The sequence below is a fragment of the Streptomyces sp. GL_148 genome, assembly GCF_057834205.1.
On sequence record NZ_CM174396.1, the window covers coordinates 5,277,471 to 5,296,634 of the forward strand.

Below are 19,164 nucleotides of genomic sequence, written 5' to 3' on the forward strand. Positions count from 1 at the left end.
CATGCGCATGCCCCGCCGTGACCTGCCGCCACCGCCCCCTCCCGCGCACCTGCGCGCCTGGTTCGACGAGCATGCCGTCCGGGCCGTACGGGCCGACCGTGCCCGTTTCCTGGCGGAGCTCGGGCGGCGCAGTCTGGGTTTCGGCCGGCTCCTGCTCCTCTGGTCGGTCTCGGCGGTCTTCGCCCTGGGCTGGACCTTCGTCGGCATGGCCCTGATGGCCATCGAGACGCGCGACCCGTTCTCCTACCTCTTCGGCCTGATATTCGCCGTGCTCGGCGTGGGCGTGCTGATACCGGCCGGGTTCTGGTTCGCCTGGGGCGCCAAGCGGGACCGGCAGGTGCGCCGGCTGCTGTGCGCCTGGGCGGAACTGGACCGGGACGCCCCCGTGGACGCCGCCGTACGCGCGCCCGGACGCAGCCTGATCTGGCTGCTGGCCTCCTTCGCCCTGGGCGGGCTCGGACTCTGGGTGACCTTCGCGTCGGCGGCGACGGCCCGCCCCGGCGCCGACACCTACGGCGAGGTCGCCTACACCATGGGCATCGGCATGATCCTGTGGATCACCGCCCTGCTGGGCCTCGGCAAGGCGGGCGCGCACTACCGCTGGGCGCTGCGCGTCTTCGGGGGAGGGGCCGGCGGGCCGTCAGGGGCGGGCGGTCGGTGAGCCGATCAGCATCGAGGGGGCGCCGGCGACACGGGTCAGGAAGACCGTGGCGGAGTTCGGGCCCTGCGGCTTCACCTTCCTGCGCAGCTCCTCGGGCTCGATGGCGGAGCCGCGCTTCTTCACCGTGAGGATGCCGACCCCGCGCTCGCGCAGCAGTGCCTTGAGCTTCTTCAGCCCGAACGGCAGCACGTCGGTGATCTCGTACGAGGTCGCGTACGGGGTCTCGTGCAGCTCGTCGGCGGTGATGTACGCGATGGTCGGGTCGATCAGCCGCCCGCCCAGCTGCTCGGCGACCTCGGCGACGAGGTGGGCGCGGATCACGGCGCCGTCGGGCTCGTAGAGGTAGCGGCCGACGGGGCCGGCCTCGGGATCGGGCAGCGGATCAGCGGTCGCCAGCGCGCGCGGGCCGGGCAGCAGGGTGGCGCGGATCTCGCCCGGGGCCGTCCCGAACCACAGCACGGCCTCCTTCACGTCCCCCTGGTCGGAGATCCACTCGGCCTGCGCCTCGGCGGGCACCGCCTCGTGCGGGATTCCGGGGGCGATCTTGATGGCGGCGACCTTCGCGGAGCGGGCGGTGGTGATCGCCCAGGACAGGGGAGGGGAGTAGGACTCCGGGTCGAAGATCCTGCCCCGCCCGCCCCGGCGGGCCGGGTCGATGAAGACGGCGTCGTAGCCCGCGGTGTCGACCTCCGTCACATCGGCCTCCCGGACCTCGATCAGGTCCGCCAGCCCCAGGGCCTCGGCATTGGCGCGCGCAACGGCGACGGTCAGCGGATCGTGGTCCACCGCCAGGACGCGGATGCCGAGCCGGGCCAGGGCGAGGGCGTCCCCGCCGATCCCGCAGCAGAGGTCCGCGAGGCTGCGTACGCCCAGGGCGGCGAGCCGCTCGGCGCGGTACGAGGCCACGGAGGCGCGGGTGGCCATCTCCCCGCCGCCGGGGGTGAAGTACATCCGGCGGGCGTCCTCGGCCCCGAACTTCGCCACCGCGCGCTGCCGCAGCCGGGCCTGGCCGAGGGCGGCGGAGACCAGCGCGGCGGGGTGTTCGCGGCGCAGCCGGGTGGCGACGGCGAGCTCCTGGGCGGGGTCGTAGTCCCGGAGCGAGTCGAGGAGGGCGTGGCCCTCGGGGGCGAGGAGCGCGGCGAAGTCTTCGGGGGTCACGGCTCCATTGTCGGCCACGGTGGGCCACTCGAAGGAAGGTCGAATTCCCTTCGCGGTGTCGCGCGGGGCGCGCGCGTGAAGGGTGTAAAGATCCCGAACTATGCAGCTAGTCCGACAAAAGGAACATAAGACGCAACATGGTCACCGGATCGCGGCAGTCACGCGCGGCCGGCTGGGTACGGCCGCGATGGCCGCACTGCTCGTCGCCGCACTCGGCACGGGCTGCGGAGCCGGCGGGTCCGAGACGCCGGACAAGGCCGCCAAGGCGAAGGCCGCCGCGGGCGCCGCCGGCGAGCAGGCCGGAGCGGCCGGCGCGCTCGGCACCTACACCGAGAAGCTGAAGGCCCTTCAGCAGGCGAGGGTCGTGGCCGCGAAGAAGTGGGGGCTGGTCAAGCCGCCGCTCGTCGCTCCGCAAGCGCCCAAGCAGAAGCCGGAGATCAGCACCCGCGACGGCTTCGAGGTCGAGGGCCAGGACGAGCTGCCCCCGGTCTTCACCACCGTCCCCACGGAGGAGAAGGTCGTCTTCCTGACGATCGACGACGGGGCCGAGAAGGACCCCGAGTTCCTGAAGATGATGCAGGAACTGAAGCTCCCGTACACCGCCTTCCTGAGCGACTACCTGGTCCGGGACAACTACCCGTACTTCAAGGAGATGCAGGCGGCGGGCGTCACGCTGAACAACCACACGCTCAACCACCGCTACATGCCGGCGCTCTCCTACGAGAAGCAGCGCCAGGAGATCTGCGGACAGCAGGACACGATCGAGAAGACGTTCGGCAAGCGGCCGACGCTCTTCCGGCCGCCGTACGGGAACTACAACGAGGACACGCTGCGCGCGGCCAAGTCCTGCGGGATCAAGGCCGTTCCGCTGTGGAACGAGGAGGCCTTCCCGAACCGGATGGACTGGCGGGAGTGGGACAAGGACCTGCACCCCGGGGACATCATCCTCACGCACTTCCGGGGCAAGGAAGACTGGAAGGGCAGCATGACTGACATGATCCGTCACGTCATGAAGACCGTCACGGACAAGGGTTATGCCGTGGCTCGCCTGGAGGACTACTTGTGAAGCACGCGCGCCGGTTCGTAGCCGGAACGCTGACGGCCGGCGCGCTCGCGCTGTCCCTGACGGGGTGCGGGGACAGCGTGGACCCCATCGAACGCCTGGGGCGCAAGACCACGGAGGCCAGGGCGACTCCGTCGCCCTCGGGGGCGGCCTCCCCCTCCGCGATGGCCAAGGGATCGACGGCCGCGGCGGACGAGGCGTACAAGAAATGGGGCCTCGGCGGCCCCCTCCAGTACGCGCCCAAGCCGGCAGCCAAACCCCAGATCCCCCCGGCCAAGGCGGGGCGGGTCCAGGTCATCGACCGAATACCCGTCCCGGCGGACGACAAGGTCGTCTTCCTGACGTTCGACGACGGCGCCGAGAAGAGCCCCGAGTTCCTCAAGATGGCCGCCGATCTGAAGCTGCCGATCGGCATGTTCCTGACGGACAACATCGCCTCGTCGGACTACGGCCACTTCGAAACGCTCCGCGACAACGGCTCCGACAGCACGATAAACAACCACACGCTGACGCACCCGAATCTCCGGACCCTGTCCTTCGAGGCGCAGAAGAAGGAGATATGCGGGCAGCAGGACCGACTGGAAACGCGCTTCGGCAAGCGGCCGACGCTCTTCCGCCCGCCGTACGGCAATCACAACGACGACACCCTCAGGGCCGCGCACGAGTGCGGGATATCCCAGCTCCTCCTGTGGCGCGTGTCGATGCAGATCAACAACTTCCAGTACGCCGAGGGCTCCGCCCTCAAACCCGGTGACATCATCCTGGCCCACTTCCGCGGCCCCTCCGAGCTGAAGGGCACGACGGAGACGGAGATGACGACCCGGATGCTCCGTCGGATACAGGAGCAGGGCTACCGGATCGGCCGCCTGGAGGACTACCTCTAGGGCCTGTCGTCAAACTCCTGTCTGCCTCGCGGCGTCTGGCACGCGCTCTCGCCGCACCGGGCGAAAGCCCGAGTACGTCCAGTACGCGGGCTTCCGCCCGGCACGCCGAGAGCACGCACCAGACGCCGCGAGGCCGCCCTTCGGGCGACGACAGGAGTTTGACGACAGGCCCTAGGGCGCGGCCGGCTGGGGTTCGGGCCCGGCGGCCTGCGGGGTGATCGTCGTCTCCACCGGGCCCCGGGCGTCCGCCTCGCGCTGTCTCTCGGTGCTGTCGGAGATGCGCAGCAGCAGCGCGATCATGATCCAGTTGGCCAGGAGGGACGAGCCACCCGCGGCCAGGAAGGGCAGGGCCTTGCCCGTCAGCGGGATCAGCCCCGTGACGCCGCCGGCCACGATGAAGACCTGGAGCGCCAGGGCGGACGACAGGCCCACCGCCAGCAGCTTGCCGAACGGGTCACGGGCGCCCAGCGCCATCCGCAGCCCGCGCTGCACGAGGAGCGCGTAGAGGATCAGGACGGCCATGACTCCGGCCAGGCCGAGCTCCTCGCCCACCGTCGTCAGGATGAAGTCGCTGCGGCCCGCGAACTTGATCAGCTCGGGATGGCCCATGCCGAGGCCCGTGCCGGAGATGCCGCCCGTGCCGAAGCTGAACAGTGCCTGCGCCGACTGGTCCGAGACGACGCCCGGCGGCCGGTCCTTCCAGTAGTACGACAGCGGGTTCAGCCAGGCGGCCACGCGGGCCTTGACGTGCGGCTCCGTCGTGCCCACGACGAAGGCGCCCGCCGAGGCGAGGACCAGGCCGCAGACGATCCAGCTGGTGCGTTCCGTGGCCACGTAGAGCATGACCACGAAGACGCCGAAGAAGAGCAGCGAGGTGCCGAGGTCGCGCTCGAAGATCAGCACCAGCAGCGAGACGATCCACACCGTGATGAGGGGGCCGAGCTGGCGCATCGGCGGCAGCCGCATGCCCAGGAACTTGCGGCCCGACAGGGCCAGCGCGTCGCGGTGAATCACCAGGTAACCCGCGAAGAAGACCGCGATCATGATCTTCACGAACTCGCCGGGCTGGACCGAGAGCCCGCCGAACTTGATCCAGCGCTTCGCCCCGTAGGTGTCCGCGCCGAAGAAGGCCGGCGCGATCAGCGCCACGAGCGCCACGACCATCGTGATGTAGATGAACCGCTGCAGCAGCCGGTGGTCGCGCAGCAGCCCCAGCACCGCGATGCAGGCCGCGACGCCGATCACCGTCCAGAGCAGCTGGCCGGGCGCCGTCGCTTCAGAGTTGTACCGCTCGATGTACCCCTGGTCGAGGCGGTGCAGCAGCACCAGCCCCAGCCCGGTCAGCAGCAGGGCCAGCGGGAAGACCAGCGGATCCGCGTACGCCGCGAACCGGCGCACGGCCAGGTGCCCCACCAGCGCGAGCAGCGTCATGCTGACCACGAAGCCGGTGAGACCGGACGGCAGCTCGTCGTTCATAGCGAGGCCGGCGCTGATGTGGCCGGAAATGGTCACCGCGAGGACGAGGACGAGCAGCAGCGCCTCCGTGCGGCGGCGCGCGCCCGCCGTGGTCAGGGGTTTCAGTCCACGCACGGGACGCCGCCGCCGTCGATGGCGGGGGTTGCGCTGCCGCTCCGGGACGGTGCGGGGGCGGAACCCTGCGGGGCGGGCGGCGTGCCCGGTGAGGAGGGAGCGGCGCCAGGCGCGCTCGGGCTCGCAGTGGCGCCGGGCCCGATCCGCTCGGCTATGAACCGCTTTATCTTCATATCATCTACGACGTTTATCTCGGCGCCCCGGTTCCTGCCGAAGCCCTCGATGGGAAGGGTCACAAACTCCACGTTGCCCCCGGACAGGTTCTTCGCCTGCTTCACGAACGACAGCAGGTCCCACCCCCGGTCGGTGACGACGTCCTGCTTCGCCGAGTCGATCAGCTTCATCAGCTTCACCGGATCGGTGAAGGTCCCGGCCCGGTTCAGCTGGTACGTGGCCCCCGCCAGGAACGCCTGCTGCCGCTTCGTCCGGTCCAGGTCGCCCATGGTCAGGCCGTGCCGCTGCCGTACGAAGGCCAGCGACTGCTGCCCGTCGAGCGTCTGGCGCCCCGCCGGGAAGTCCGCCCCCGAATAACTGTCCTTCGCCGGCTTCTTCAGGCACACCGGTACGCCGCCCAGCGCGTCCGCGAGGTGATAGAAACCGGCCAGGTTCAGCTCGGCGAAGTGGTCGATCGGCACGCCCAGGAAGGTGCGCACCGTCGCGAGCTCCGCCTTGCGCCCCGCCTCGCGCCCCTCGCGCTCCAGCTGCCGCCGGTCCTTGATCCCCTTTGCGGCGAGCTGGTCCTCGACCTGGGCCTTCGCCCGCCCGTACGCCTCTTTGATCTTGGCCTTGCCGGTGAACCCGGGCACCCCGTGCAGCTCGACGAAGTCGTCGCGCGGCACCGAGAAGGCCTTCGCCTTGCTCCCGTCGCCGGGGACGTGAAGAAGGATCAGGGTGTTGGTGTTGTAGCCGCCGACGTCGGAGCTCGCGCCCGCGTGCAGTTTGTCGAGGACCGCCGGCGGTAGGTCCTCGCCGTTCTGGTCCCGGCGGCTGTCCAGACCCATCAGCAGGATGTTCACATCGCCGTGCTTCGACTTCTCGGCGCCCTCCAGGGCCTTGGAGCTGCCGATGCTGGAGGCGAGGTCGTCGTACAGGTACCAGGCACCCGCCCCCGCGAGCACCACCAGGGCGCAGCCGGACGCCAGCAGGGTGCGGGTGAGCCTGCGCCTGCGGGACGCGGACACCGGGGACTTCGGTTCACGGGGCTTCCTGCGGTGGGCGCTCATGCCTGTCGATGCTGGGGGAGCGGTGCTGAAGGAACCCTGAGGGTCCTGAAGGCGCCTTCAGGAGCGGGTGCGCCACGCCCCTCAGGAACTCGGGCGCCCCGGCACGCGCAGCACCAGCCGGGCGCCGCCGGCGGGCGCGGGGAGCGCGCGGACCTCACCGCCGTGCGCCCGGGCGATCTCCCGGGCGATGGCCAGCCCCAGGCCGGTGCCGCCGCCGGCCCGGCCCCGGTGCGCGTCCAGCCGTACGAAGCGCTCGAAGACCCGGTCCCGGTCCGCCTCCGGGATGCCCGGCCCGTCGTCCGTGACCTCCAGCAGCGCCCAGCCGTCCTCGGCCGAGGCCCGGACCACGACCCCGGTACGGGCGTACCGCAGGGCGTTGTCCACCAGGTTGGCCAGCGCCCGCTCCAGCCGCGCCGGATCCCCGGCGGCCGGTACGGGAGCCCGCGCGTCCAGCCGTAGCGGAACCCGGGTCTCCGGGCGCCGCGCCGCGTCCTCGGCGGCGAGCAGCGCGAGGTCCACCGGCTCGGTGCGCGGCGCGGGCCCGCCGTCGAGACGGGCCAGCAGGAGCAGGTCGGCCGCGATGCCCTGCAGCCGCTCGGTATCGGCCAGCGCGGCGGCCACCGACTCCCGGTCGGGGTCCCGCAGCGCCACCTCAAGCCGGGACCGGACGGCCGCCAGGGGGTTGCGCAGCTCGTGCGAGGCGTCGGCGGTGAACTGCCGCTGCCGGGCGTCGCTGCGCTCCAGCCGGTCGAGCGTGTCGTTGACCGTCCGGGCCAACTGCGCGATCTCGTCGGCGCCGCCCGGGTCCGGGACCCGCCGGTCCAGCTCGCTCCCGGTGACGGCCGCCAGCCCGGTGCGGATGGCGGTGACGGGGCGCAGCGCGTGGCCCGTCACCCACCAGGCCAGGGCCGCCGAGAAGGCGATCAGCGGGGGCGCGCCGGCCGGCAGGCCGAGCGCGACGGCCCGGTTGGCGTCGTCGACGTCGCCGAGCACGGTCGCGGCGTAGACGGTGTGGCGGTCGTGCGCCCCCGGCGGGCCGGGCGCGTCCACGGCGACCACCACGCGCCGCTGTGCGCCGGGGCGCGCGGGCGGCAGGACGGCCGACCGCATGTCCTGACCGGGCGCGGGGCTCAGCTCCGTGAGCTCCGGGGTGTCCTTCAGGTCGCCGCTGGTGGCCACGACCGTACCGGCCGCGTTCCGTACGAGGACCAGGTCGACCCCGCCCTCGGGCGCGGGCAGCCGGCCGCCGGCCGGGAGGGTTTCGGTGTCGTACTGGGCGGCGACCTTGCGGGCCGCGAGCTCGGTGCGGCCGGTGGTGTTCTCGATGAGGTTGGCGCGCAGCAGGGTGTAGAGCCACAGCCCGCCGGCGGCCAGGACGGCGGTCATCGCGAGGGCGGCGGCCGCGGCGGCGCGGGCGCGGAGGCTGCCGAGGCTGAGGCTGCCGAGGCGGCGGGGCCGGGGTCGGGTCCGGGGTCCGGGCTCAACCACCGTCCGGGGCCATCCGGTATCCGGTGCCGTGCACGGTGAGGATCGAGCGGCGGCCGAAGGGGGCGTCGATCTTCCGGCGGAGCGAGGAGACGTAGACCTCGACGATGTTCGGGTCGATGACGTGCGGGGTGTCCCAGACCTCGTCGAGGATGTCCTGCTTGGCGACGGCCCGGCCGGGCTGCTCCATCAGGCAGCCCAGGACGCCGAGCTCGCGGGCGGTCAGCTCGATCTCGTGCGCGCCGCGGCGGCAGCGGCGGCCGCGGGGATCGAGGACCAGGTCGCCGGCCTGCAGGACGCCGGGCCGGGCGGCGTCGCCCGCGGCGGCGGTGCGGCGGGTGAGGGCGCGGAGGCGGGCGGCGAGGACGACGAAGGAGAACGGTTTCGTCAGGTAGTCGTCGGCGCCCGAGTCCAGGCCCTCGGCCTCGTCGTACTCGCCGTCCTTGGCGGTCAGCATCAGCACGGGGGTGGCGACGCCGTGGGAACGCATCCGGGTGCAGATCTCGTAGCCCGAGAGGCCGGGGAGCATCAGGTCGAGGAGGACGACGTCGTACGGGCCCCCGGTGAGGGCCAGGTCCAGGCCGCGGTGGCCGTCGTGGGCGAGGTCGACCCAGTGGCCGTCGGCGGAGAGGCCGCGCCGCAGTGAATCGGCGAGGCTGACTTCGTCTTCGACGACCAGGATCCGCATGCCCCAAGCGTCACATACCGGGCACCCCTTCCTGACGCGCTCCGTCCGGCGGTGGCCGGTCGGGGCTGCCGCCCCCGTCGTCCCGGCGGGGGTCCGGTGGGCGGGTGCGGGTGGTTCGGCCCTGCGGGGCGGAGTCCCCTACCCGCCCTTCGCCCGTTCCCCGGGCACTGCCCGGACCTGCGCCTCAAACGCCGGCGGGGCTGGAGGTCGGCCCCGGGCGCTGCCCGGACCCCCTGGGGCTCCGCCCCGGACCCCGGTCCTCAAACGCCGGACGGCTGGATTGGTGCGGGCGGGCTGGGTTGCCCGCAGGGCAATCTCAGCCCCTCCGGCGTTTGAGGAGCAGGGGTCCGGGGACTGGTCCCCGGCAGCGGCGGCGCGCGTGGAACGGGGGTTCGGGGGTACCCCGAGGAGGCGGGTTCCGGGGCGCGCCCAGGCGGCTCCGGCTGTGAAACCAGCGGCGCGTATTGGCACTCCGCTTGACCGAGTGCTAATCCCCGGAATAGTCTCGCGTCTGGCACTCGCCCCCGGTGAGTGCCAACACAGCGACAGGCAGATCCGGCACCCGCGACGACGGATCGACCTGGTCGCCACCCCAGACAGTTAATCCCGGATCTCCGAAGCGGAAGGTCAGATCGTGACGACCACCAGCTCCAAGGTTGCCATCAAGCCGCTCGAGGACCGCATTGTGGTCCAGCCGCTCGACGCCGAGCAGACCACGGCCTCTGGCCTGGTCATCCCGGACACCGCGAAGGAGAAGCCCCAGGAGGGCGTCGTCCTCGCGGTTGGCCCGGGTCGCTTCGAGGACGGCCAGCGTCTCCCGCTGGACGTCACCGTCGGCGACGTCGTCCTGTACTCCAAGTACGGCGGCACCGAAGTGAAGTACAACGGCGAGGAGTACCTCGTCCTCTCGGCTCGCGACGTGCTCGCGATCGTCGAGAAGTAATCACTTCTCCAGTTTTGCTTTGAGCTACGCCCCTGGTCACCCCTGCTGATGCCGGGCGGCGAGGGGCGTAGTTCGTTCTAGACAGGCGGTCGCGGTGAGCGGCCGGGGATAGCAACGAGAGGGCTGAACCGCTCCCATGCCGAAGATTCTCAAGTTTGACGAGGACGCCCGTCGCGCCCTTGAGCGTGGCGTCAACAAGCTTGCCGACACCGTGAAGGTGACGATCGGTCCCAAGGGCCGCAACGTCGTCATCGACAAGAAGTTCGGCGCTCCGACCATCACCAACGACGGCGTCACCATCGCCCGTGAGGTCGAGCTCGACGACCCGTACGAGAACCTTGGCGCGCAGCTCGTCAAGGAGGTCGCGACCAAGACCAACGACGTCGCGGGTGACGGCACCACCACCGCCACCGTCCTGGCGCAGGCGCTGGTCCGCGAGGGTCTGCGCAACGTCGCCGCGGGTGCTTCCCCGGCAGCCCTGAAGAAGGGCATCGACGCCGCGGTCAAGGCCGTCTCCGACGAGCTCCTGGCGACCGCCCGTCCGATCGAGGACAAGTCCGACATCGCCGCCGTGGCCGCGCTCTCCGCGCAGGACCAGCAGGTCGGTGACCTCATCGCCGAGGCGATGGACAAGGTCGGCAAGGACGGTGTCATCACCGTCGAGGAGTCCAACGCCTTCGGCCTGGAGCTGGAGTTCACCGAGGGCATGGCCTTCGACAAGGGCTACCTGTCCCCGTACATGGTCTCCGACCAGGAGCGTATGGAGGCCATCCTCGATGACCCGTACATCCTGATCAACCAGGGCAAGATCTCCTCCATCCAGGACCTCCTGCCGCTGCTCGAGAAGGTCATCCAGGCCGGCGCCTCCAAGCCGCTCCTGATCATCGCCGAGGACGTCGAGGGCGAGGCGCTCTCCACCCTCGTCGTCAACAAGATCCGTGGCACCTTCAACGCCGTCGCCGTCAAGGCGCCCGGCTTCGGTGACCGCCGCAAGGCGATGCTCCAGGACATGGCCACCCTCACCGGTGCCACCGTCATCGCCGAGGAGGTCGGCCTCAAGCTCGACCAGGCCGGTCTGGACGTACTGGGCTCCGCCCGCCGCGTCACGATCTCCAAGGACAGCACCACCATCGTCGACGGTGGCGGCTCCTCCGACGAGGTCCTCGGCCGCGTCAACCAGATCAAGGCCGAGATCGAGTCGACCGACTCGGACTGGGACCGCGAGAAGCTGCAGGAGCGCCTGGCGAAGCTCGCCGGCGGCGTCTGCGTCATCAAGGTCGGCGCCGCCACCGAGGTGGAGCTCAAGGAGAAGAAGCACCGTCTCGAGGACGCCATCTCGGCGACCCGCGCCGCGGTCGAGGAGGGCATCGTCTCCGGCGGTGGCTCCGCTCTCGTCCACGCCGTGAAGGTGCTCGAGGGCAACCTCGGCCTGTCGGGCGACGAGGCCACCGGTGTCGCGGTCGTGCGCCGCGCCGCCGTCGAGCCGCTGCGCTGGATCGCCGAGAACGCCGGCCTCGAGGGCTACGTCATCACCGCGAAGGTCGCCGAGCTCGAGAAGGGCCAGGGCTTCAACGCCGCCACCGGCGAGTACGGCGACCTGGTCAAGGCCGGCGTCATCGACCCGGTCAAGGTCACCCGCTCCGCGCTGGAGAACGCCGCTTCCATCGCGTCGCTGCTGCTCACGACCGAGACCCTGGTCGTCGAGAAGCCGGCCGACGACGAGGGCGACGCCGGTCACAGCCACGGTGGCCACGGCCACAGCCACTGACCTCGTCAGTAAGCACGGCCGGTAAGTACGGCTGGTAGGTACGGCCGGTAAGTACGGCCGGTAGTACGGGAAAGCCCCGGTCACCGCTGCCAAGCGGTGGTGACCGGGGCTTTCCCGTCTGCTATCCGGGCATCATGCCCATCTGGCGCATCAGGCCCGGGGCGTCGTAGTACCACCAGTCCTCGGCGATCTGGCCGTTCTCGATCCGGCACGTCGTACAGCCCGACATGCTGAATTCCTTGCCGGTCGGCGCGACCCCCATGAACTCGCCCTTGTGGGTGCCCTTCCAGTCCCAGAGCGTGGTGACGCAGTCCCCCTCGGCGATCTGGCGCGTCATGTCGAAAGTCATGTCGAAGGCGGCCCGCCACATGCTGACGCTCTTGCGGATGCCCTCGCGGCCGTTGCCCTCGCCGGCGCTCTCCATGATGTCGTGGGTGGTGTAGTCGGCCGCGATGCACTCCTCGATGGCGTCGAAGTTGCCCTTGCCCGCGACCTCTTCGAAGAAGCGGTTCACGACGAGCTTGTTGAGGTACTCGTCGCGGACCACGTCGAGGTTCATGAACTTCGGCATGCCTTCGCAGAGCGCCACCATCTCCTGGAACATCTGGTCGGTTTCCGGGAGTTGAGAGTTCCTCATGGCCTCTTCGTACGAGGGGAATTCGACGAGGTCCATGTAGTGGGTCTTGGAGTCGCGGTCCCTGCCGATGAGTGTGTGGGTGACCGTGCGCTTGCCGGCGCTCTGCTCGGCGTAGCGGTCGATGAGGCTGTTCATCTCGTCGAAGCGCTTGGTCTCGTAGTCGATCACTTGTACGAATGTCATCGCGTCGCCTCCCGCGCTGGATGGGACACATCCAGTCTAGGGAGATTTCGCCCATATGCCGCGTTTACTCGGGGGTCACCGCGAGCCCGGTCACTGAGGGCCGTACTTGCGCCCCGTCCGCGAGGACACCCCGCCCAGCAGCCCCCGCGGGGTCAGCTTCACCACGCCCATCAGCGCCTTGTACCGCGGGTCCGGGATCGACACCGTCTTGCCCCTCGCCAGATCGGCCAGGGCCGCCGCCACCAGCTTGTCGGCGTCGAGCCACATCCAGCCGGGGATGTTGTCCGTGCCCATGCCGGCCCGCTCGTGGAACTCGGTGCGCACGAAGCCCGGGCACAGCGCCATCAGCCGTACGCCCGAGCCGGTCAGGTCCTTGGCCGCGCCCTGGGTGAACTGCACGACCCAGGCCTTGCTCGCCCCGTAGGTCCCGCGCGGCAGGAAGGCGGCCACGGAGGCCACGTTGATCACGCCGCCGCGCCCGCGCGAGCGCATCGGCTCCACGGCCGCCGAGGTCAGCCGCAGCACGGCCTCGATGTGGACCTTCAGCATGGTCAGCTCGTCGGCCATGGAGACCTCGAGGTAACGGCCCTTGTTGCCGAAGCCCGCGTTGTTCACCAGCAGGTCGACCGGGTGCTTGCGGTCCGCGAGGCGTTCCTCGACCGCCGCGATGCCCTTCTCCGTGGAGAGGTCGGCGGCCAGCACCTCCGCCTCGATGCCGTGCCGGTCGTGCAGCTCGGTGGCCTGCTCGCCGAGCCGCTTCGTGTCCCGGGCCACCAGGACGAGGTTGTGCCCCTGGGCGGCGAGCCGCCGGGCGAAGGCGGCGCCGATGCCCGCCGTGGATCCCGTAATCAACGCAGTCGTCATAGGCGCAACCTAGTCGCCCCGCTTCCCGTACTTCTCCACGTGGGCCAGCGCCTTGTCCCGAGCCTCCGGCTCCAGTGCGTCACCCGCCGCCAGCGTCCGCGGCAGCAGCTCCCGGTCGGTGGTGAAGGCGCGGAACCAGAACTCCACCGTCACCTCGTGGTCCGGGCGGTGCACGACCTCGATGGTGTCTCCGGGGGAGACCGAGCCTTCCCGCAGGACCCGCAGGTAGGCGCCCGGCCGGGCCTCCTGGGTGAACCGCTTGACCCAGGCCTGCTCGCCGAGCATCCCCTGGAAGGTCCGGCACGGGATGCGGGCCGAGGCCACCTCCAGGAGCAGGTCGGGGCCGACCCGCCAGCGCTCGCCGATCAGCGCGCCGTTCACGTCGAGGCCGGAGGTGGTGAAGTTCTCGCCGAAGATCCCGCCGGGCAGGTCGCGGCCGAGCTCGCCCTCCCACCACTCCAGGTCCTCGCGGGCGTACGCGTACACGGCCTGGTGGTCCCCGCCGTGATGGCGCAGATGGCAGACGTCGTCCCCCTCCACGCCGCTCGCGCCGACGCCCTTGGGGCCCGGCGCGAAGACCCGTACGGGACCCGGCGCAGGAATCTTGCCGTGACCGGTGCGCCCGTCCGGGGCGTCGGTGTGATCGACGGCCGTCGCGCGGCCCAGGTTCACGGAGATCAGGTGCATGGATCCACGTTAGCCGAGCCGACCCAAAGCGGTCGGGGATTATTCGTGCCGACATCAAAGCGCCCCTTATGCTCGAAGGGTGATCGAGGCACGCCATCTCCGAGTTCTGCGCGCTGTCGCCGGAACCGGGTCCTTTTCAGCCGCCGCCCGCGAGCTCGGCTGCACGCAGCCGGCCGTCTCCCAGCAGATGAAGGCGCTGGAGCAGTCCGCCGGCACCCCGCTGCTGATCCGCACCGGGCGCGAAATGCGGCTCACCCAGGCCGGTGAGGCGCTGGTCCGGCATGCCGCCGGGATCCTCGCCGGGCTGACGGCCGCCGAGGAGGAGGTCGCGGCCATCGCCGGGCTGCGGGCCGGCCGGGTCCGGCTGGTCTCCTTCCCCAGCGGCAGTTCCACGCTGGTGCCGACCGCGCTCGCGGCGATGCGCGCCGAGCATCCCGGGACCCGGATCTCGCTGGTCGAGGCGGAGCCGCCGCGCTCCGTGGAGATGCTGCGCGAGGGCGACTGTGATCTCGCGCTGGCCTTCCGCTACGGCGGCGCCTCCGGGTCGGCGGCCGAGTGGGAGGACCTCGTGGTCCGGCCGCTGCTGACCGACCGGCTCGTCGGGCTGGTGCCCGAGGGGCACCGGCTGGCGGGGGCGGAGCGGGTGGGCATGGCGGAGCTGGCCGACGAGCCCTGGATCGCGGGCTGTCCGCGCTGCCGCCGCCATCTGGTGGAAGTGTGCGAAGCCGTCGGTTTCACCCCGCGCATCGACTTCGCCACCGACGACTACCCGGCCGTGGTCGGCCTGGTCGGGGCCGGGCTCGGGGTCGCGGTGCTGCCGGAGCTCGCGGTGGAGTCCGTACGGGCCAAGGGCGTGAGCACCCTCGTCGTGGAACCGGCCGTCGAGCGGGAGGTCGTCGCGCTGACGCTGCCCGACCTGGCCCGGGTCCCGGCGGTGGCCGCGACCCTGGCCCAGCTGGAGCGGGCCGCACGGCGCTGACGGGCGGCGGCTCCGGTCCCCGCCGGCGCTGACGGGCGGCGCCGGCTGGGCCGGGTGGCCGGACGGGGCCGCCACGCGAAGGACCGTACGGCGGTACGGCCGGTCGGGTGGCAGCCCGGTCCGGTACGCGACACGCCCGTGCGTGCCGGTGCTGATGCTGATGCTGCGTGTGCCGGTGCTGTGCGTGCCAATGATTCGAAGAAACGTTCCTTCGGTCGTTTCGTGTGAAACCCGCTCAGTGCGGAGTGCTCGGCGTGCTCGGTCCGATCGCGCTCGTCGCCGGGATCAGGCGATGGCGGGCGCGGCCCATCAGTTCTTCGCGTTCGTCCTCGGTGAGGCCGCCCCACACCCCGTAGGGCTCGCGGACGGCGAGTGCGTGCGCGGCGCATTCAGAACGCACCGGGCATCGCATGCAGACCTCTTTAGCCGAGGTCTCGCGCGCGCTCCTTGCCGCGCCCCGCTCGCCTTCCGGGTGGAAGAAGAGGGAGCTGTCGACCCCGCGGCAGGCAGCCAGCAGCTGCCAGTCCCAGAGGTCGGCGTTCGGTCCGGGGAGGCGGGAGAAATCTGCCATTGGTAGTCCTCTTGGTGCCGGTACTGAGGCGGATACGGTCCATGTCTCCACACCTACTGTCGTAGTAGATGTAAATATGACTCATTGGGAATCTAGCCTCAGACATGCGCCAAACGGAAGGAAAGCCGCCAAATAGGGCATAACGCCAGATGGAGGACACGCGGCGAGTGGCTCCTGCCTTGTGTTCGCTTCCTCACGTAGAGTGCCGAAGGTGTCCGTCCGACCCGTAACTCTTTCGAGTGACCATCGTTGAGAGTGCGAAGGCGGTTGAACCAAGAAGTTCTCGGACATGTGTCCGGGGGCATCGACCGCACAGGTGACGATACGTACCAGCCTGGAGGCTCAAGGTGACGCGCATCAGCAGCTGCGGAGGGCGGTCATGACATCCGTCCTCGTCTGCGACGACTCCCCGCTTGCCCGAGAGGCGCTCCGTCGCGCGGTTGCCACCGTGCCCGGCGTCGAGCGAGTGACGACGGCTGCCAACGGCGAGGAAGTCCTCCGCCGCTGGGGTGCCGACCGTTCCGACCTGATTCTGATGGATGTACGGATGCCCGGGCTCGGCGGTGTGGAGACGGTTCGCCGGCTGCTCTCGGCCGACCCCGGCGCCCGCATCATCATGCTGACGGTCGCCGAGGACCTGGACGGCGTGGCCCTCGCGGTCGCCGCCGGCGCCCGGGGCTATCTGCACAAGGACGCCTCGCGCGCCGAACTGCGGGCCACGGTCACCCAGGCCCTCGCCGACCCGACCTGGAGGCTGGCCCCGCGCCGGCTCCGCTCGGCCGAGATGGGCGCCGCGCCCACGCTCACCGCGCGCGAGATCCAGGTGCTGGAGGGCATGAGCCACGGCCGGTCCAACGCGGAGATCGGGCGCGAGCTCTTCCTCTCCGAGGACACGGTCAAGACGCACGCCCGCCGGCTGTTCAAGAAGCTGGGCGCGTCCGACCGGGCGCACGCCGTGGCACTCGGGTTCCGCTGGGGTCTGGTCCGCTGACCGCAGGGCCGCCGGCCCTCACCGGCCGGCGGTGCCGCGGGCGGGCCGGCCCGCCCGGCTCCCCGGACCCCGCGGCCCCGGCCGCCCTCCCGAATCCCCCGCCGTCCGATCCGCCGCACCCCGGTGCGCACCGGGGATTGACCGTGCACAATCCGGGGGACGTGTCGCTTCGGGCGCGATGCCGCATGCTTGAGGGTGTGGCGCATCCTGGAGATGTCGCCGCGGGGACGATTCGGCCGAGCGGGAGGGGAGGGGCCAGGGCATGAGTTCCGGTGCACCCACCCCGCACAACCCGTCGACGCATAACGCTTCGACGCACAACACGAGCCGCGGTGCCGCGAATGCTCCGGCGCCAAGGCACCATGGATTGATGCGCGACGACGAGGCCCCGGGGTCACCCGCGACCACAGGCGGCAGCGGCGCCTCCCGGAACAGCGGCGACAGTACCGTCAGCGCGCTCGTACGCCGAGCGGTGGAAGGCGACGAGCAGGCCACCCACGATCTGCTCGCCTTCGTGCACCCCCTCGCCATCCGCTACTGCCGCTCCCGCCTGTCGCGACTTCCGGGTGACGCTCGTCACTTCGCGGAGGACCTGGCGCAGGAAGTCTGCGTCGCCGTCCTGATGGCGCTGCCGCGCTACCGCGACACCGGGCGCCCCTTCGAGGCCTTCGTCTTCGCCATCGCCGCGCACAAGGTCGCCGATCTCCAGCGGGCCGCCATGCGCCATCCGGGCAGTACCGCCGTGCCCTCCGACGAGATGCCGGAACGGCCCGACGACTCCCTGGGTCCCGAGGAGCGCGCACTGCTGAGCAGTGACGCCGCCTGGGCCAAGAAGCTGCTCGCCAACCTGCCGGAGAACCAGCGCGAGCTCCTCGTCCTGCGCGTGGCCGTCGGGCTGACCGCCGAAGAGACCGGGCAGATGCTCGGAATGTCCCCCGGGGCCGTGCGCGTCGCCCAGCACCGGGCGCTGAGCCGGCTCCGCGCGCTCGCCGAGCAGTAGGCCGTACGGGGTTTTTCCCCGTAGGAAGATACGAATCTTGGCATCGATCTTCGTCGTGGAATGAGAGGCGTCGGGATCCCGTTAGCATGGACATCCGCGCTGAGCAAGACCATCTTGGAAGGTGTCATGACTGTGAACGCCGACGGAGTGCCCGACAAATTCGCCACGCTCGGCCTCACTTATGACGATGTGCTGCTGCTTCCCGGGTCGTCGGACATGTCCCCGGACGCCATCGACACGTCCTCGCTCATCTCGCGCAACGTCCGTGTGAACGTCCCGCTGCTCTCCGCCGCCATGGACAAGGTCACCGAGGCACGGATGGCCATCGCGATGGCCCGCCAGGGCGGCGTCGGCGTCCTGCACCGCAACCTCTCCATCGCCGACCAGGCCAACCAGGTCGACCTGGTCAAGCGCTCCGAGTCCGGCATGGTCACCGACCCGATCACGGTGCACCCGGACGCGACCCTGGGCGAGGCCGACGAGCTCTGCGCGAAGTTCCGCATCTCCGGCGTCCCGGTCACCGACCCGGCGGGCAAGCTGCTCGGCATCGTCACCAACCGCGACATGGCCTTCGAGTCGGACCGCAGCCGCCAGGTGCGCGAGGTCATGACCCCGATGCCGCTGGTCACGGGCAAGGTGGGCATCTCCGGCGTGGACGCCATGGAGCTGCTGCGCCGCCACAAGATCGAGAAGCTGCCGCTCGTCGACGAGGCCGGCCTCCTCAAGGGCCTCATCACGGTCAAGGACTTCGTCAAGGCCGAGAAGTACCCGAACGCCGCCAAGGACAAGGACGGCCGGCTGCTCGTCGGCGCGGCCGTCGGTGTCGCGGGCGACGCGTACGAGCGGGCCCAGGCCCTGATCGAGGCGGGCGCCGACTTCATCGTCGTCGACACCGCGCACGGCCACTCCCGCCTGGTCGGCGACATGGTCTCCAAGATCAAGTCGAACTCGACGGTCGACGTCATCGGCGGCAACATCGCCACTCGCGACGGCGCCCAGGCCCTCATCGACGCCGGCTGCGACGGCATCAAGGTCGGCGTCGGCCCCGGCTCCATCTGCACCACCCGCGTGGTCGCCGGCATCGGCGTTCCGCAGGTCACCGCGATCTACGAGGCCTCGCTCGCCGCCAAGGCGGCCGGCGTGCCGGTCATCGGCGACGGCGGCCTGCAGTACTCCGGCGACATCGCGAAGGCACTCGTCGCGGGCGCCGACACCGTGATGCTCGGCTCGCTGCTCGCGGGCTGCGAGGAGTCCCCGGGCGAGCTGCTGTTCATCAACGGCAAGCAGTTCAAGTCGTACCGCGGCATGGGCTCGCTCGGCGCGATGCAGTCCCGCGGCGACCGCAAGTCCTTCTCCAAGGACCGCTACTTCCAGGAGGGCGTGGGCGGCGACGACAAGCTCATCCCCGAGGGCATCGAGGGCCAGGTCCCCTACCGCGGCCCGCTCTCCGCGGTCGTGCACCAGCTCGTCGGCGGCCTGCGCCAGTCGATGTTCTACGTCGGCGGCCGCACGGTGCCGGAGCTCCAGGACCGGGGCCGGTTCGTCCGGATCACCTCGGCGGGGCTCAAGGAGAGCCACCCGCACGACATCCAGATGACGGTCGAGGCGCCGAACTACAGCCGCAAGGGCTGATCGCAGCAGCACCGGAGGGGCGGGCCCGCACGGGTCCGCCCCTTCGCCGTGCCCGCCCCTCGTGAAGTGCTCCAGTCGTCCGTACAGCGGTCACCGGAACGCGGCGCACCGGGGTTCGGGGATACTGGACGGGCAGACCCACAGGAAAGGCCACCAC

At 70.9% G+C, this 19,164-nt stretch carries 18 protein-coding genes; 9 read left to right on the forward strand and 9 right to left on the reverse strand.

The window, feature by feature from the left end:
* Positions 1 to 7 precede the first annotated feature (7 nt).
* Entirely contained in the window at positions 8 to 661 is a 654-nt protein-coding gene (locus tag AC3IYI_RS24515; RefSeq protein ID WP_489405763.1) for a hypothetical protein, read from the forward strand.
* Here AC3IYI_RS24515 and AC3IYI_RS24520 read toward each other — a convergent pair.
* On the reverse strand, positions 641 to 1,819 hold the full coding sequence (locus tag AC3IYI_RS24520; protein ID WP_489405764.1) for a class I SAM-dependent methyltransferase: 1,179 nt from the start codon (positions 1,817 to 1,819) through the stop codon (positions 641 to 643). The genes AC3IYI_RS24515 and AC3IYI_RS24520 overlap by 21 nt on opposite strands.
* 100 nt (positions 1,820 to 1,919) lie before the next feature.
* Here AC3IYI_RS24520 and AC3IYI_RS24525 point away from each other — a divergent pair, with 100 nt between their 5' ends.
* Together AC3IYI_RS24525 and AC3IYI_RS24530 are read left to right on the forward strand one after the other, a co-directional pair.
* Positions 1,920 to 2,885 carry a polysaccharide deacetylase family protein gene (locus tag AC3IYI_RS24525; RefSeq protein ID WP_489405765.1) on the forward strand — a complete coding sequence of 322 codons (966 nt, stop codon included), beginning with the start codon at positions 1,920 to 1,922 and terminating at the stop codon, positions 2,883 to 2,885.
* Positions 2,882 to 3,766 (forward strand): polysaccharide deacetylase family protein, encoded by an 885-nt coding sequence (locus tag AC3IYI_RS24530; RefSeq protein ID WP_489405766.1) that lies wholly within the window; start codon positions 2,882 to 2,884, stop codon positions 3,764 to 3,766. The genes AC3IYI_RS24525 and AC3IYI_RS24530 overlap by 4 nt, the downstream gene beginning before the upstream one ends.
* A 171-nt stretch (positions 3,767 to 3,937) precedes the next feature.
* On the opposite strand, the gene AC3IYI_RS24535 is transcribed toward AC3IYI_RS24530, so the two are convergent.
* From AC3IYI_RS24535 to AC3IYI_RS24550, 4 genes are all read right to left on the reverse strand, one after another.
* The gene (locus tag AC3IYI_RS24535) at positions 3,938 to 5,356 is read right to left on the reverse strand and encodes an FtsW/RodA/SpoVE family cell cycle protein (protein ID WP_489405767.1); all 1,419 of its coding nucleotides are present in this window, start codon (positions 5,354 to 5,356) and stop codon (positions 3,938 to 3,940) included.
* Positions 5,344 to 6,579, reverse strand: a complete 1,236-nt coding sequence (locus AC3IYI_RS24540) for an LCP family protein (protein ID WP_489405768.1) — start codon at positions 6,577 to 6,579, stop codon at positions 5,344 to 5,346. Before AC3IYI_RS24540 ends, AC3IYI_RS24535 begins: the two co-directional genes overlap by 13 nt.
* 81 nt (positions 6,580 to 6,660) lie before the next feature.
* A complete protein-coding gene (locus tag AC3IYI_RS24545; RefSeq protein WP_489405769.1) occupies positions 6,661 to 8,067 on the reverse strand; it encodes a sensor histidine kinase in 1,407 nt (468 codons plus the stop codon).
* Entirely contained in the window at positions 8,060 to 8,752 is a 693-nt protein-coding gene (locus tag AC3IYI_RS24550; protein ID WP_489405770.1) for a response regulator transcription factor, read from the reverse strand. The genes AC3IYI_RS24545 and AC3IYI_RS24550 overlap by 8 nt, the downstream gene beginning before the upstream one ends.
* 634 nt (positions 8,753 to 9,386) lie before the next feature.
* Here AC3IYI_RS24550 and groES point away from each other — a divergent pair.
* On the forward strand, positions 9,387 to 9,695 hold the full coding sequence (gene groES, locus AC3IYI_RS24555; RefSeq protein ID WP_008739621.1) for a co-chaperone GroES: 309 nt from the start codon (positions 9,387 to 9,389) through the stop codon (positions 9,693 to 9,695).
* Positions 9,696 to 9,831: 136 nt separating this feature from the next.
* Positions 9,832 to 11,463: a chaperonin GroEL gene (gene groL, locus AC3IYI_RS24560; protein ID WP_489405771.1), complete on the forward strand. Its 1,632-nt coding sequence runs from the start codon at positions 9,832 to 9,834 to the stop codon at positions 11,461 to 11,463.
* 121 nt (positions 11,464 to 11,584) lie between these two features.
* On the opposite strand, the gene AC3IYI_RS24565 is transcribed toward groL, so the two are convergent.
* From AC3IYI_RS24565 to AC3IYI_RS24575, 3 genes are all read right to left on the reverse strand, one after another.
* Positions 11,585 to 12,283, reverse strand: coding sequence for an ester cyclase (locus tag AC3IYI_RS24565; protein WP_489405772.1), 699 nt, complete (start codon positions 12,281 to 12,283; stop codon positions 11,585 to 11,587).
* 90 nt (positions 12,284 to 12,373) lie between these two features.
* Positions 12,374 to 13,147: an SDR family NAD(P)-dependent oxidoreductase gene (locus AC3IYI_RS24570; protein WP_489405773.1), complete on the reverse strand. Its 774-nt coding sequence runs from the start codon at positions 13,145 to 13,147 to the stop codon at positions 12,374 to 12,376.
* 9 nt (positions 13,148 to 13,156) lie between these two features.
* Positions 13,157 to 13,834 carry an MOSC domain-containing protein gene (locus AC3IYI_RS24575; protein WP_489405774.1) on the reverse strand — a complete coding sequence of 226 codons (678 nt, stop codon included), beginning with the start codon at positions 13,832 to 13,834 and terminating at the stop codon, positions 13,157 to 13,159.
* Between the two features lie 79 nt (positions 13,835 to 13,913).
* On the opposite strand from AC3IYI_RS24575, the gene AC3IYI_RS24580 reads away from it, so the two are divergent.
* On the forward strand, positions 13,914 to 14,813 hold the full coding sequence (locus AC3IYI_RS24580; protein ID WP_243333430.1) for a LysR family transcriptional regulator: 900 nt from the start codon (positions 13,914 to 13,916) through the stop codon (positions 14,811 to 14,813).
* 235 nt (positions 14,814 to 15,048) lie between these two features.
* On the opposite strand, the gene AC3IYI_RS24585 is transcribed toward AC3IYI_RS24580, so the two are convergent.
* On the reverse strand, positions 15,049 to 15,384 hold the full coding sequence (locus tag AC3IYI_RS24585; RefSeq protein ID WP_489405775.1) for a WhiB family transcriptional regulator: 336 nt from the start codon (positions 15,382 to 15,384) through the stop codon (positions 15,049 to 15,051).
* A gap of 379 nt (positions 15,385 to 15,763) precedes the next feature.
* Between AC3IYI_RS24585 and AC3IYI_RS24590 the strand changes: the two genes are divergently transcribed.
* From AC3IYI_RS24590 to guaB, 3 genes are all read left to right on the forward strand, one after another.
* Positions 15,764 to 16,375 carry a response regulator transcription factor gene (locus AC3IYI_RS24590; protein WP_003948568.1) on the forward strand — a complete coding sequence of 204 codons (612 nt, stop codon included), beginning with the start codon at positions 15,764 to 15,766 and terminating at the stop codon, positions 16,373 to 16,375.
* 370 nt (positions 16,376 to 16,745) lie between these two features.
* Positions 16,746 to 17,375 carry a sigma-70 family RNA polymerase sigma factor gene (locus tag AC3IYI_RS24595; protein ID WP_489405776.1) on the forward strand — a complete coding sequence of 210 codons (630 nt, stop codon included), beginning with the start codon at positions 16,746 to 16,748 and terminating at the stop codon, positions 17,373 to 17,375.
* Between the two features lie 126 nt (positions 17,376 to 17,501).
* Positions 17,502 to 19,007, forward strand: coding sequence for an IMP dehydrogenase (gene guaB, locus AC3IYI_RS24600; RefSeq protein WP_489405777.1), 1,506 nt, complete (start codon positions 17,502 to 17,504; stop codon positions 19,005 to 19,007).
* Positions 19,008 to 19,164: the final 157 nt, after the last annotated feature.

Coding starts and splice junctions, on each gene's coding strand:
- AC3IYI_RS24595 (WP_489405776.1), top strand. CDS start 16,746: ATGCGCGACGACGAGGCCCCGGGGTCACCCGCGACCACAGGCGGCAGC.
- AC3IYI_RS24565 (WP_489405772.1), bottom strand. CDS start 12,283: ATGACATTCGTACAAGTGATCGACTACGAGACCAAGCGCTTCGACGAG.
- guaB (WP_489405777.1), top strand. CDS start 17,502: ATGACTGTGAACGCCGACGGAGTGCCCGACAAATTCGCCACGCTCGGC.
- AC3IYI_RS24570 (WP_489405773.1), bottom strand. CDS start 13,147: ATGACGACTGCGTTGATTACGGGATCCACGGCGGGCATCGGCGCCGCC.
- AC3IYI_RS24575 (WP_489405774.1), bottom strand. CDS start 13,834: ATGCACCTGATCTCCGTGAACCTGGGCCGCGCGACGGCCGTCGATCAC.
- AC3IYI_RS24515 (WP_489405763.1), top strand. CDS start 8: ATGCCCCGCCGTGACCTGCCGCCACCGCCCCCTCCCGCGCACCTGCGC.
- AC3IYI_RS24585 (WP_489405775.1), bottom strand. CDS start 15,384: ATGGCAGATTTCTCCCGCCTCCCCGGACCGAACGCCGACCTCTGGGAC.
- AC3IYI_RS24525 (WP_489405765.1), top strand. CDS start 1,920: ATGCAGCTAGTCCGACAAAAGGAACATAAGACGCAACATGGTCACCGG.
- AC3IYI_RS24540 (WP_489405768.1), bottom strand. CDS start 6,579: ATGAGCGCCCACCGCAGGAAGCCCCGTGAACCGAAGTCCCCGGTGTCC.
- AC3IYI_RS24590 (WP_003948568.1), top strand. CDS start 15,764: ATGACATCCGTCCTCGTCTGCGACGACTCCCCGCTTGCCCGAGAGGCG.
- groL (WP_489405771.1), top strand. CDS start 9,832: ATGCCGAAGATTCTCAAGTTTGACGAGGACGCCCGTCGCGCCCTTGAG.
- AC3IYI_RS24550 (WP_489405770.1), bottom strand. CDS start 8,752: ATGCGGATCCTGGTCGTCGAAGACGAAGTCAGCCTCGCCGATTCACTG.